This is a genomic window from Microbacter sp. GSS18, assembly GCA_029319145.1.
Lineage (GTDB): Bacteria > Actinomycetota > Actinomycetes > Actinomycetales > Microbacteriaceae > Microbacterium.
Window position 1 is genome coordinate 1328284 of the sequence record CP119753.1, and the last position, 12663, is coordinate 1340946.

Here is a 12663-nt window from a genome sequence, read left to right on the forward strand (position 1 = left end):
GTGATCCAATTCGAAGTCCCTGCCATCGTCCCCGCGGATGCGGAGGCGAATGTCGCCGACCTGCTCGTCGAGCGGGTCCGCATCACCCCGGATCTGGCCTTGTTCGCCGTTCCCGACGGAGCGGGCTGGCGCGACGTCAGCGCAGCCGAGTTCCAGCGGCAGGTGATCGCCCTGGCCAAGGGCTTCGTCGCGGGCGGCCTGACGCCCGGCGACAAGGTCGGCTTCATCGCCCGCACCACCTACGACTGGACGCTCGTGGACTTCGCGCTGTTCTATGCCGGCGCCGTGATGGTGCCCATCTACGAGACCAGCTCCTCCGCGCAGATCCAGTGGATCCTGTCGGACTCCGGCGCCGTGGCGTGCATCACCGAGACGCACGACCACTCCGAGCGTCTCGCCGCCGTCCGTGACGAGCTGCCCCTCGTCGGCAGCGTGTGGGAGATGCACGCCGGCGATCTCGACGAGCTCAAGACCAAGGGCGCCGACGTCGAGGACGCCGAGATCGAGCGCCGCCGCCAGCTGGCGAACGGGGCCGACATCGCGACCCTCATCTACACGTCGGGTTCGACCGGACGCCCCAAGGGCTGCGTGCTGACGCACGGCAACTTCGTCGAGCTGTCGCGCAACTCCGCGAAGGCCCTCGCCGAGGTCGTGGGGATGCCGGGTGCGTCGACGCTGCTGTTCATCACGACGGCGCACATCTTCGCGCGCTTCATCTCGATCCTCTCGATCCACTCCGGTGTCAAGACGGGGCACCAGCCCGACACGAAGCAGCTGCTGCCGGCACTCGGGTCGTTCAAGCCCACGTTCCTCCTGGCCGTGCCCCGCGTGTTCGAGAAGGTGTACAACTCGGCCGAGCAGAAGGCCGAGGCCGGCGGCAAGGGCAAGATCTTCCGCGCCGCCGCGCACACCGCGATCGAGGTCTCGGCGCTGCAGGAGGCCGGCAAGAAGGTCCCCTTCTTCACCAAGATCAAGTTCGCGCTGTTCGACAAGCTCGTCTTCAGCAAGCTGCGCGAGGCGATGGGCGGCCGCGTGAAGTACGCGGTCTCGGGCTCGGCGCCGCTCGGCGAGCGCCTCGGCCACTTCTTCCACAGCCTCGGCATCACGATCCTCGAAGGCTACGGGCTGACCGAGACGACGGCGCCGGCGACGGTGAACCTCGCGCACAAGTCGAAGATCGGCACGGTCGGACCGGCGCTGCCGGGCGTCGGCATCCGTCTGGACGAGGACGGCGAGATCCAGGTGCGCGGCATCAACGTCTTCCGCGAGTACTGGCGCAACCCCGAGGCGACGGCTGAGGCCTTCGACGACGGCTGGTTCAAGACCGGCGACGTCGGCGCGTTCGACGACGACGGCTTCCTGCGCATCACCGGACGCAAGAAGGAGATCATCGTCACCGCGGGCGGCAAGAACGTCGCGCCGGCCGCGCTCGAGGACCCGATGCGCGCCGATCCCATCATCAGCCAGGTGGTCGTCGTGGGCGACCAGAAGCCGTTCATCTCGGCCCTCATCACGCTCGACTCCGAGATGCTGCCGACGTGGCTGGCGAACCAGCACCTGTCGGCCGACATGCCGCTCGCCGAGGCGGCGAAGCACCCCGCGGTGATCGCCGAGGTGCAGCGCGCCGTCGACCGGGCGAACAAGCACGTCTCGCGAGCCGAGTCGGTCCGCAAGTTCACGATCCTCCCCACCGAGTGGACCGAGGCCAGCGGCCACCTGACGCCGAAGATGAGCATCAAGCGCAACGTGATCCTGACCGATTTCGCCGCCGAGATCGACGAGATCTACAACGCTCCGGTGAGCACGACCAACGTCTCGATCCCGTAAGGGAGCGGATGCCGCAAGCCCCGGGCCCGTGAGGGTCCGGGGCTTCGTCGTCGCGGTGCCGGTGTCAGAACCAGTCCGACTCGCGGACCTCTTTCATCGCCGCACGGCGGTCCTCGGGGCTGAGACGGCTCAGGTACAGCATGCCGTCGAGGTGGTCGGTCTCGTGCTGGAGCGCCTGGGCCATGAGACCCTCCCCCTCGAGCACGACCTCGTTCCCGTCGACGTCGATTCCGACGACCTTCGCCCACGGATACCGCAGCGCGTCGTGCCACAGTCCGGGGACCGACAGGCACCCCTCGCCGGTGGGGGTCGGCTCGCCGCGGACCTCGGTGACGACGGGGTTGAGGACGTAGCCGATGTCGCCGTCGATGTTGTAGCTGAACGCGCGCAGGTTCACCCCGATCTGCGGCGCCGCGACACCGGCGCGCCCGGGCAGCTCGACGGTGTCGAGGAGATCCTGTACGAGCGCGCGGACCCCATCGTCGATGTCGTCGATGGGCGCGCTCGGGGCGCGCAGGACGGGGTCGCCGAAGAGGCGGATGGAGCGTACTGCCATGGCGGGGCCTACGCGGCCGTGGCCATGAGTCGCAGACCCTCGACCACGACGGCGGCCATCTCGCGGGCGGCCTCGCGTGTCGCCGGCGAGAGGTCGCGGAACGTGATCGCGCTGCCGGCGGCGATGTGCGCGTCGTACGGCATCCGCACCACCGCGCGCACGCGGCTGCGGAAGTGCCCCTCGAGCTCGTCGAGCCGCACCAGCGTCTGACCGGGCCGGGAGTTGTTGAGCACGACGACCGAGCGACGGGCCAACTCGCCGTAGCCGTTCGTCTCGAGCCACGTCAGCGTCTCGGACGCCAGACGCGCCTCGTCGACGCTGAGTCCGGCGACGATGACGAGCTGATCGGCGCGTGCGAGCGTCGCCTCCATGACGGAGTGGACGATGCCGGTTCCGGTGTCGGTGAGCACGAGCGAGTAGTAGTGCGCCGCGAGCGAGGCGACGCCGTCGTAGTCGTCGTCGCTGAACGCCTCGGCGACCCGCGGGTCGGAATCCGAGGCGATGACGTCCAGGCGGGTCTCGTCGCGCGCCACGATCGACGACAGGTCGTTGTAGCCGACGACCTCGCCGCGCACCTTCGCCAGGTCGCGGACCGTCTTGCCGCTCGCGCGCGTGATGCGCTCCGACAGCGTGCCGCGGTCGGGGTTGGCGTCGATGGCGATGACGCGGTCGTCGCGGGCGTCGGCGAGGGCCATGCCCAGCAGCGTGGTGACGGTGGTCTTGCCGACGCCGCCCTTGCGCGAGAGCACCGGGACGAACCGGGCGCCGCCGGTCAGCGGGCCGGCGATGCGGCGGTCGAGCTCCTTGCGGGCGCGGGCGCGCTTGCTGTCGCCGAGGTTGATGCGGTGGCCGCTCAGGCGGTACACGAAGTGCTGCCATGCACCCTCGGGCTCGGGCCGCGCAGCGTGCGCCGGGTCGAGCAGACGATCGGCCGTCAGCAGGTCCGCGGTCTCACGGTCGGCCTCGAACTCCCCCAGGCGCTTCGAGGTCAGCGCGACCTCCGGGCGCGGCGTCACGACGCGCTCGACCGAGCGCGCGGGCTGCGGCGCGATGGCGCCGGTGTGCGCCTCGCGGCGCGTGGTCGCCCGGGGTGCGGCGGTCTCGTCGGGCTCGGGCGCCGTGGGCGTCGGCTCTTCGGTCACTTCGGTCTCCTCGGCCTCGATCGGCGCGGCGTGCGCGATCGTATCGGCGGAGTCGGCCGGCTCGGCGACCTCGGGCATCGCGTCGTGCTCCCCCGTGTCGACGACCTCGACCGCATCCGTGATGTCTTCGTCAGCGTACGGCGCCGGAGCATCCGCTGCCACCGGCACTTCGCCCGTGGTCTCGACGATCTCGGCCTCGGCCCACGTCGAACCGCCCTGCAGCCACCGCTGAGCGAGCACGTGGACGTCCAGCGGCTCCTCGCCCGCCGGCTCCGGCTCGGACTGCTCGGGAGCGGAGGCCGAGGGCTCGGGCTCGTCGGCGACGCCGAGAGAGGCGTCGTCGGGCTCGCCGGCGTCCGCGAAGGTGCCGTCGAGGCCGTCGGCGTCCGCGGGGGCCTCGGCCACCGCCGGCTCCGGCTGGTGCTCCCCCATCGCGGCCTCGTCGTACGCGTCCGGCGCGGGGACAGACTCGTCGTACGCGTCCGGCGCGGGGGCATCCTCCCCGGGGGTCCACACGGACGCGGCGTCGTCGGCACCGTCGTCGTCGGGTTCGATCGACGCCTCGACGGCGGGCTCGTCCACCGCCGGCGTCGACCCGTCGTCGGCGTAGGGCATCTCGTCGCCGATCACGTCGTCGTCGTCATCGAGGTCGTGGTCGGCCTCGCCCGGGATCGAGACGCTGAGACCGGCGCCGCCGCCGAGGAACCCGATCGAGGTGGTGTCGACGCCCGCGGTGTCGGCGAGCACGCCGTTCTCGATCTCGTCGTCGGGGCGGTTGTCGGGGTGGTCAGGCGTCAAAGCGGGAGTCTCCAAATGTTCGACGGGCGCGCATCACGAGGTGAAGGCCGCCGTACAGGCTACTGTGCGGGACGTATCACGACCAAAAGATCGCCCGCCTCCACCTGCTGCGTGCCGGCGATCGCGACGCGCTCGATGACGCCGTCGACGGGTGCGGTGATGGCCGCCTCCATCTTCATGGCCTCGATCGACGCGATCGGCTGGCCGGCCGTGACCGTGTCGCCGACCGCGGACTTGAGCGTCACGACGCCCGAGAACGGCGCGGGGACCTGGCCCGGGATCGTCGTGTCCGCCTTCTCGGCGTGGTGCGACTCGACCGTGATGCTGCGGTCGCGCACGAACACCGGGCGAAGCTGCCCGTTGAGGGTCGTCATGACGGTGCGCATGCCCTTGTCGTCGGCTTCGCCGATGGCCTCGAGACCCACGAACAGCTGCACGCCGCGCTCGATCTCGACGACGTGCTCTGAGCCGACGCCCAGTCCGTACAGGTAGTCGACGGTGTCGAGGACGCTCAGGTCCCCGAATGCCTCGCGGGCCTCGTGGAACGACCGCGTGGGCGCCGGGAAGAGCAGCCGGTTGAGCATGTCGCGGCGCGACGCGGCGTCTCCCGAGAGCGCAGTGCTCTCGTCCTCGGTGATCGGGGTGACCGCGATGTCGACCGTGCGACCCTCGAGCACCTTCGAGCGGAAGGGCTCGGGCCAGCCGCCGGGGAGGTCCCCGAGCTCGCCGGCCATGAAGCCGACGACCGAGTCGGGCACGTCGTACTTGTGGGGGTTCTCCTCGAAGTCGGCGGGGTCGGCCTTGACGGCCGCGAGGTGCAGAGCGAGGTCGCCCACGACCTTCGACGAGGGGGTGACCTTCGGCACACGGCCGAGGATGCGGTTCGCCGCGGCGTACATGTCCTCGATGAGCTCGAAGTCCTCGGCGAGGCCCAGCGCGATCGCCTGCTGGCGCAGGTTCGACAGCTGGCCGCCGGGGATCTCGTGGTGGTACACGCGTCCGGTGGGTCCGGGAAGACCCGATTCGAACGGCCGGTACATGTGGCGCACGGCCTCCCAGTACGGCTCGAGGTCCGACACGGCGCCCAGGTCGAGTCCGGTGTCGCGCTCGGTGTTCGACAGCGCCGCCACCAGCGACGACAGCGACGGCTGGCTCGTGGTGCCCGACATGGGGGCGGATGCCGCGTCCACGGCGTCGGCGCCTGCGGCCGAGGCGGCCAGCAGCGTCGCGAGCTGCCCGCCGGCGGTGTCGTGCGTGTGGACGTGCACCGGCAGGTCGAACCGCTCGCGCAGCGCCGCGACGAGCTTCGCCGCGGCGGCCGGGCGCAGCAGGCCCGCCATGTCCTTGATCGCCAGCACGTGGGCCCCCGCCTCGACGATCTGGTCGGCCAGGCGCAGGTAGTAATCCAGCGTGTAGAGGTCCTCGTCGGGGCTCAGCAGGTCGCCGGTGTAGCAGACGGCGACCTCGGCGACGGCGGTGCCGGTCTTCAGCACCGCGTCGATCGCCGGCCGCATCTGCGACACATCGTTGAGCGCGTCGAAGATGCGGAAGATGTCGACGCCGCTCGCGGCGGCCTCGTGCACGAAGGCATCCGTGACCTCGGTCGGGTACGGCGTGTAGCCGACCGTGTTGCGTCCGCGCAGCAGCATCTGGATCGCGACATTCGGCAGCGCCTCGCGCAGCTTGTCGAGGCGCTCCCACGGGTCCTCGCCGAGGAAGCGCAGCGCGACGTCGTACGTCGCCCCGCCCCAGGCCTCGACCGACAGCAGCTGGGGCGTCATGCGGGCGACGTACGGCGCGACGGCGACGAGGTCCTTCGTGCGCACGCGCGTCGCCAGCAGCGACTGGTGCGCGTCGCGGAACGTCGTCTCGGTGACGGCGAGGGCGGTCTGCTCGCGCAGGCTCTTGGCGAAGCCGGCGGGTCCCAGCTCGAGGAGCTTCTGGCGCGAGCCGGCCGGGGGCTCGCTCAGCAGGTCGATCTTCGGCAGCTTCTCGCGCGGGTCGATCGTGACCGGGTTCTCGCCGTGCGGCTTGTTGACGGTCGCGTCCACGAGCCAGTTGAGGATCTTCGTGCCGCGGTCCTTGGACTCGCGTCCGGCGAGCAGCTCGGGGCGCTCGTCGATGAAGGACGTGGAGATGTCGCCCGCGACGAAGGCGTCGTCGTCGAGGACGGCCTGCAGGAACGGGATGTTGGTGGACACACCGCGGATGCGGAACTCCGCCAGCGCGCGTCGGGCGCGCAGCACGGCGGCGTGGAAGTCGCGCCCGCGGCACGTGAGCTTCGCGAGCATCGAGTCGAAGTGCGGGCTGATCTGCGAACCTGCGGCCGTCGTGCCGCCGTCCAGGCGGATGCCCGCCCCGCCCGGCGACCGGTAGGTCGTGATCTTGCCGGTGTCGGGGCGGAAGCCCTGCGTCGGGTCCTCGGTGGTGATGCGGCACTGCAGGGCGGCACCGCGGAGGCGGATGTTCTCCTGCGCGAGCCCGAGCTCGGCGAGGGTCTGGCCGGCGGCGATGCGCATCTGCGACTGCACGAGGTCGACGTCGGTGACCTCCTCGGTCACGGTGTGCTCGACCTGGATGCGCGGGTTCATCTCGATGAAGACGACCTCGCCGGTGCGCGGCCCCGCCGTCTCGAGCAGGAACTCCACCGTCCCGGCGTTCTCGTAGCCGATCGACTTCGCGAACGCGATGGCGTAGCGGTGCAGGTCCTCGCGGATGTCGTCGGACAGGTTCTGCGCCGGCGCGATCTCGATGACCTTCTGGTGGCGCCGCTGCACCGAGCAGTCGCGCTCGAAGAGGTGGATGGTCTCGCCGGCCTTGTCGGCGAGCACCTGCACCTCGACGTGTCGGGGACGCTGCACGGCCTGCTCGAGGAACACGCGCGGGTCGCCGAAGGCGCTGTCGGCCTCTCGCATCGCCTCGGCCAGGGCCGGGGGCAGCTCTGCCTTCAGCTCGACGCGGCGCATGCCGCGCCCGCCGCCGCCGGCGACGGCCTTGACGAAGATCGGGAACCCGATGTCGTCGGCCTGCGCCACCAGCGCGTCGACGTCGTCGGAGGCCTCGGTCGAGCGCAGCACCGGAACGCCCGCGGCGATCGCGTGCTGCTTGGCGGTGACCTTGTTGCCGGCCATCTCGAGCACGCTCGATGCCGGGCCGATGAAGGCGATGCCGTGCGCAGCGGCCTTCGCGGCGAGGTCGGGATTCTCCGACAGGAATCCGTACCCGGGGTAGATCGCGTCGGCGCCGCTCTCGAGCGCGACGCGGATGATCTCGTCCACGTCGAGGTAGGCGCGGACCGGATGCCCCTCCTCGCCGATCTGGTACGCCTCGTCCGCTTTCAGGCGGTGGAGCGAGTATCGGTCTTCGTAGGGGTAGACGGCGACGGTGCGCGCACCGAGCTCGTAGGCGGCTCGGAAGGCGCGGATCGCGATCTCACCACGGTTGGCAACAAGGATCTTTCGGAACATGCTCACCTCGCGGACGGCGTTGGGGGCGGGCTGAGTGTGCTCTCAGCCTAGGGGACGGTAACGTGGTGGCTTGTGCACGTGCTCTCGGTCAGCTCCCTCAAGGGCGGCGTCGGCAAGACGACCGTGACGCTGGGCCTCGCCTCCGCGGCGTTCGCCCGAGGCGTCAGGACTCTCGTCGTCGATCTCGACCCGCAGTCAGATGTCTCGACCGGAATGGACGTCGGCGTCGCCGGACGCCTGAACGTCGCGGACGTCCTGGAGAATCCCAAGGAGAAGACCGTCCGCCAGGCCATCACGACGTCCGGCTGGACGAAGGTGCATCCCGGCACGATCGACCTCATGATCGGCAGCCCGTCGGCCATCAACTTCGACGGACCGCACCCGAGCGTGCGCGACGTGTGGAAGCTCGAGGAGGCGCTCGCGACCATCGAGCCCGAGTACGACCTCGTGCTGATCGACTGCGCCCCGTCGCTGAATGCGCTCACGCGCACCGCGTGGGCGGCCTCGGACCGCGTCATCGTCGTGACCGAGCCCGGGCTCTTCTCCGTCGCCGCCGCCGACCGGGCGCTGCGCGCCATCGAGGAGATCCGCCGCGGACTCTCCCCCCGCCTCCAGCCGCTGGGCATCGTGGTCAACCGTGTGCGCCCGCAGTCGATCGAGCACCAGTTCCGCATCAAGGAGCTGCGCGACATGTTCGGTCCGCTCGTGCTGTCGCCGCAGCTGCCCGAGCGCACGTCGCTGCAGCAGGCGCAGGGCGCCGCCAAGCCCCTGCACATCTGGCCCGGCGACTCCGCGCAGGAGCTCGCCGCCGACTTCGATTCGCTGCTGGACCGCGTCATGCGCACCGGCCGCATCCCCCAGCCGGGCGAGGCCCGCGCCTAGCGCTCCCGCGCGGCCGCTTCGTCGGCGGCGTCAGGACGGGATCCAGCGGCAGCCTGGCCCGGCGACTCGCCGACGGCGGTCTCACGCTCGGCGGCGCGCGTCATCGCGAACGCGACGACCAGCGCCAGGACCACACCGACCCCGAGCAGTCCGATGCTGCCCCAGCCGAGGACCGGGAACGCGTCCCCCTGGGGCGCGGCGGCGCCGTCGGCCCGCAGCTCGGCCGCCCGCAGCTGCAGCGCCACGAGCACCGTCCGGATCGCGGCCCATATCGCGAACAGCCAGGGCGCGCGCCGCGGCCGCAGCAGGGCGAGCGCCATCAGGGGCGCCGCGAAGGGCGTGATCGTGAACAGGTACCGCGAGTTCCACCCGCCGCCGCCCGCGACGTACAGCACCACCGTGAGTCCCATGCCCGCGAAGACCGCGAGGATCGTCCCGAGGACGAGGATGCGCTCGATCCGGTGCTCGGGACGACGGACCAGACCCACGACGCACAGCGCTATCCCGGCTGCCAGCGGCACCACGAACAGCAGGAGCGTCCACCACGTCCCGTCGCGCAGGAAGGGCAGGTCGGCGTAGGAGTCGATCGAGTACTGCTGGAGCATCTTCGACCAGAAGCCCCGGTCCAGCGCGACCTCGAGCGGCGGCCGCCGCACACGGCCGAGGTTCTCGATCACCCAGTCGTCGCCGCGGCGGCCGCTGATGTTCCCGGTGATCGAGATGTTGCGCAGGTAGAACCATCCGTTCAGCGCCGCGATCGCCGCGACCCCCACGCCCGCGACGGCCAGGGCACGCACGAGCGGCAGGAGCTTGAACAGGGCCGCCACGACGGGTACGCCGAGGAACAGCAGCATCATCGGCAGGACGCCGAAGCGCGACCCGACGGCGGCCGCGGCCGACAGCGCGATCCCGATGCCGTTGCCCCAGGACGGCACACGCAGGAAGCGCAGCAGGAACAGGAAGGCAAGCGCCGCGAACAGCACGGCGGGCTTGTCGTTGTAGACCGCCCCGCCGATCCCGACGAAGTGCGTCGCGAGCGCCACGACGACGGCGGATGCGAGTCCGACGGCGGGCACGGACGGGAACATCCGGCGGCCGATCGCACGCACCGTGTAGACCATCGCCACCGACAGCGGAAGCATCGACAGACGGGCGGCGAAGTCCGCTTCGACGACCATCCCCGCGTCGACGAGAGGCCCGACGATCGGCGCGAGGACGATGTAGAAGTACGGCGGATGCATCCACGTCCACTGAATGGGCGCGCTGAACCCGACCTCGTTGCCCAGCACCAGCGGATCCCCCCTGACCGGGAGCTCCCCCTGCCAGATCCGCAGGGCATGGTCGACGTGGGCGGCTTCGTCGTAGCTCAGATAGGGCGCCGAGCCCAGCGCCATGGCGAGCGGACCCCCGATCGCGACCAGGACGAGGGCGACGTGTTCGAGGACCCTCAGCCACGTGCGCGACGCGGTGATCGGTCGATCGGGTGTCTCCGGCATCCAGCCCCCAGCGCTCGGCATGCGGCGACCACGCGCCGTTCGGCGCGACCAGCATAGCGACGCGCGCCACGGCGCCGGGAACGGCTGTGGACGGCGACGGGGAACGTCGCCGGGCCGGTCGCCGCCTTACGCCGTGCGGCGCGCGCGCCGGGCGGCGAGCTCGTCGACCGCCTCGGGCGACTCTGCCGTGAAGTCCACGAGGGTCGACTCGACCTCGTGCAGCACCTTGCCGACCGCGATGCCGAAGACGCCCTGCCCGCGCGAGACGAGGTCGATGACCTCGTCGTTCGACGTGCACAGATAGACCGACGCGCCGTCGCTCATGAGCGTCGTGCCGGCGAGGTCGCGGATGCCGGATGCCCGCAGCTGCTCGACGGCGATGCGGATCTGCTGCAGCGAGATGCCGGTGTCGAGCAGACGCTTGACGAGCTTGAGCACCAGGATGTCGCGGAAGCCGTAGAGGCGCTGCGACCCGGAGCCGCTGGCGCCGCGGACGGTGGGCTCGACGAGCTCGGTGCGCGCCCAGTAATCCAGCTGGCGGTAGGTGATGCCGGCGGCGCGGGCCGCCTGGGCACCGCGGTAGCCGACCTCGTCATCCATCTGCGGCAGACCGTCGGTGAAGAGGAGGTCGTCGGCGAACGGATGACCCTCCGCCGCTTCGTGAGCTGTCATACGCTCCCCCCTCCGAGTGCGGACATTCCAACGCTAGATGAGCACGGGGCCTCGGGCAACGACATCCGCTCGTCGGCCCTCGGCGTGTCGCGATCGCGACTCACGAAAGCAGCCGGTCGAGGGCCGTCCGCACGAAGATCGCCCGCACGTCGTCGAGGCGCTTGGCCAGCTCGCCGCCGACCTCGCCGGCGCGTCCGCGCGAGTTCGCGTCGGTGCGGCGCAGCATGGGGGCGATCGCCGATTCGATCAGCGCCACGTCCCGTTCGGCGTTCTGGCGCATGGTGCGGATGTGGCGCGGCTCGATGCCGTGGCGGTCGAGCGCCACGAGCGCGCGCAGCAGTGTCACGTGCTGCTCGGTGTACGACTCGGCCCCCACCAGGATGCCGGTGCTGATGGCGTCGTTGAGCAGCTGCGGGGCCGCGCCCGAGGCGCTCAGCAGTTCCGCCCGCTGATAGCGGCGCGGCGCGGGCACGATCGAGGGCGGCGGGACGGATGCCGGCGGCACCGGGTCGCGGCCGGCGTCGACGTCTTCGAGGTACTCGCGGATGACGTTCAGCGGCAGGTAGTGATCTCGCTGGAGCGTCAGCGCCAGGCGCAGGCGATCGAGGTCGGCCTGCGAGAACTTGCGGTAGCCCGACTCGGTGCGCACCGGCGACACGATGCCCTGCACCTCGAGGAAGCGCAGCTTGCTGCTGGTCAGCGTCGGGAACTCGGGGGTCAGCCGAGCGAGGACCTGGCCGATGCTCAGCAGACCCGCGGACGAGGACCGTTCGCGGGCGGAGGCGGAGGACATCACTCGGCCGTGGCCTGCAGAAGGTCGGCGGGCGAGACGAAGAAGTTCAGCCGGAACTTGCCGATCCGCACCTCGGAGCCGTTGCTGAGCGCGGCGCGGTCGACCCGCTCGCCGTTGACGTACGTCCCGTTGAGGGAGCGCTGGTCGACGAGTTCGAACGCCGTGCCGGTGCGGGTGATCTCGGCGTGACGTCGCGAAACGGTGACGTCGTCGAAGAAGATGTCGGCCTCGGGATGCCGGCCGACGGTCGTGACGTCGGCGTCCAGCAGGTAGCGGGCGCCCGCCGTGGGGCCCGAGCGCACCAGCAGGAGCGCCGCTCCGGACGGGAGCGCCTCGATGGCATCCAGCTCGGCATCGGCGAGATCGCTGCCGAACGGCACGAACGACAGATCCGACTCATGGCCGAAGGTCTGCGTGGTGTCGGAGTCGCGGACTCCGTCCCCCGTGCCACTGCCCCGGCGGATGTCATCCGCTCCGGGTCGGCGATTGTCCTCCACGGTGGACCTCCTCTTGCTGTGCAAGCCTATCCGATCAGGCTCCCCAGACGTTCCCCGGCAACGCCTGCGACGCGCGGATCTGTATGTTTCGCCCCGTGTCGCTCGGGTGGCCTGCGGGGAGTCGCGCGTCCTAACCTGACTGGACAACGAACCTACCCCACGAGGAGCCCATCGTGTCCAGTCCACGCCAGCACATTCCGCCCTTTCCGGCGCGGGAGCGTACGGCGTGCATGTGCGTGGACGGCCTCCGCTGCTCCTCGTACCGGCCCGGGCACGCGCTGCACCTGATCCAGGCGCGACTGGCCGCGGCCACGCCCACCGAGTGGGTGGACGCGATCGTGGAGTCGGTCGACGCCGACGCCGGCGTGATCGTGGTGGCGGGTCTGCTCGACGGGCGGACGGTGTCGGTCTGGAACGGCGCGGGCGCGGTATCGGCCGTCGCCGCCGGCACGCCGGTCGCGCTGCACGCGCGCTACGACGTGCTCGCGGTCGGCTCGGCCCGCTTCAACGTCGCGCCGCTGGACTGACGCGGT

The 12663-nt window shown here is 70.9% G+C and carries 10 protein-coding genes; 3 read left to right on the forward strand and 7 right to left on the reverse strand.

Annotation, left to right across the window (positions count from 1 at the left end):
- On the forward strand, positions 1–1827 hold the full coding sequence (locus P0L94_06270) for an AMP-dependent synthetase/ligase (GenBank protein WES65673.1): 1827 nt from the start codon (positions 1–3) through the stop codon (positions 1825–1827).
- Positions 1828–1891: 64 nt separating this feature from the next.
- Here P0L94_06270 and P0L94_06275 read toward each other — a convergent pair whose 3' ends face one another.
- From P0L94_06275 to P0L94_06285, 3 genes are read right to left on the reverse strand one after another with little or no spacing between them, the layout of a single operon-like run.
- Positions 1892–2383 carry a peptide deformylase gene (locus P0L94_06275; protein WES65674.1) on the reverse strand — a complete coding sequence of 164 codons (492 nt, stop codon included), beginning with the start codon at positions 2381–2383 and terminating at the stop codon, positions 1892–1894.
- Positions 2384–2391: 8 nt separating this feature from the next.
- Positions 2392–4323 carry an AAA family ATPase gene (locus tag P0L94_06280; protein ID WES65675.1) on the reverse strand — a complete coding sequence of 644 codons (1932 nt, stop codon included), beginning with the start codon at positions 4321–4323 and terminating at the stop codon, positions 2392–2394.
- Between the two features lie 59 nt (positions 4324–4382).
- On the reverse strand, positions 4383–7790 hold the full coding sequence (locus P0L94_06285; protein WES65676.1) for a pyruvate carboxylase: 3408 nt from the start codon (positions 7788–7790) through the stop codon (positions 4383–4385).
- A gap of 78 nt (positions 7791–7868) precedes the next feature.
- Between P0L94_06285 and P0L94_06290 the strand changes: the two genes are divergently transcribed.
- Positions 7869–8672 (forward strand): ParA family protein, encoded by an 804-nt coding sequence (locus tag P0L94_06290; protein WES65677.1) that lies wholly within the window; start codon positions 7869–7871, stop codon positions 8670–8672.
- Here P0L94_06290 and P0L94_06295 read toward each other — a convergent pair.
- The 4 genes from P0L94_06295 to P0L94_06310 all read right to left on the reverse strand — a co-directional run bounded on the left by P0L94_06295 (position 8669) and on the right by P0L94_06310 (position 12130).
- Positions 8669–10168 (reverse strand): hypothetical protein, encoded by a 1500-nt coding sequence (locus P0L94_06295; GenBank protein WES65678.1) that lies wholly within the window; start codon positions 10166–10168, stop codon positions 8669–8671. The genes P0L94_06290 and P0L94_06295 overlap by 4 nt on opposite strands.
- A gap of 126 nt (positions 10169–10294) precedes the next feature.
- Complete coding sequence (locus P0L94_06300) at positions 10295–10840, reverse strand: MerR family transcriptional regulator (GenBank protein WES65679.1); 546 nt, start codon at positions 10838–10840, stop codon at positions 10295–10297.
- Between the two features lie 100 nt (positions 10841–10940).
- Positions 10941–11633: a MerR family transcriptional regulator gene (locus P0L94_06305; GenBank protein ID WES65680.1), complete on the reverse strand. Its 693-nt coding sequence runs from the start codon at positions 11631–11633 to the stop codon at positions 10941–10943.
- Positions 11633–12130 (reverse strand): FHA domain-containing protein, encoded by a 498-nt coding sequence (locus P0L94_06310; GenBank protein WES65681.1) that lies wholly within the window; start codon positions 12128–12130, stop codon positions 11633–11635. Before P0L94_06310 ends, P0L94_06305 begins: the two co-directional genes overlap by 1 nt.
- Positions 12131–12303: 173 nt before the next feature.
- On the opposite strand from P0L94_06310, the gene P0L94_06315 reads away from it, so the two are divergent.
- Positions 12304–12657, forward strand: a complete 354-nt coding sequence (locus P0L94_06315; protein WES65682.1) for a hypothetical protein — start codon at positions 12304–12306, stop codon at positions 12655–12657.
- Positions 12658–12663 lie beyond the last annotated feature (6 nt).

Bases quoted from the DNA above. Each gene is read 5' to 3' on its own strand.
- P0L94_06300 (WES65679.1), bottom strand. From the start codon at position 10,840: ATGACAGCTCACGAAGCGGCGGAGGGTCATCCGTTCGCCGACGACCTC.
- P0L94_06275 (WES65674.1), bottom strand. From the start codon at position 2,383: ATGGCAGTACGCTCCATCCGCCTCTTCGGCGACCCCGTCCTGCGCGCC.
- P0L94_06295 (WES65678.1), bottom strand. From the start codon at position 10,168: ATGCCGGAGACACCCGATCGACCGATCACCGCGTCGCGCACGTGGCTG.
- P0L94_06305 (WES65680.1), bottom strand. From the start codon at position 11,633: ATGTCCTCCGCCTCCGCCCGCGAACGGTCCTCGTCCGCGGGTCTGCTG.
- P0L94_06285 (WES65676.1), bottom strand. From the start codon at position 7,790: ATGTTCCGAAAGATCCTTGTTGCCAACCGTGGTGAGATCGCGATCCGC.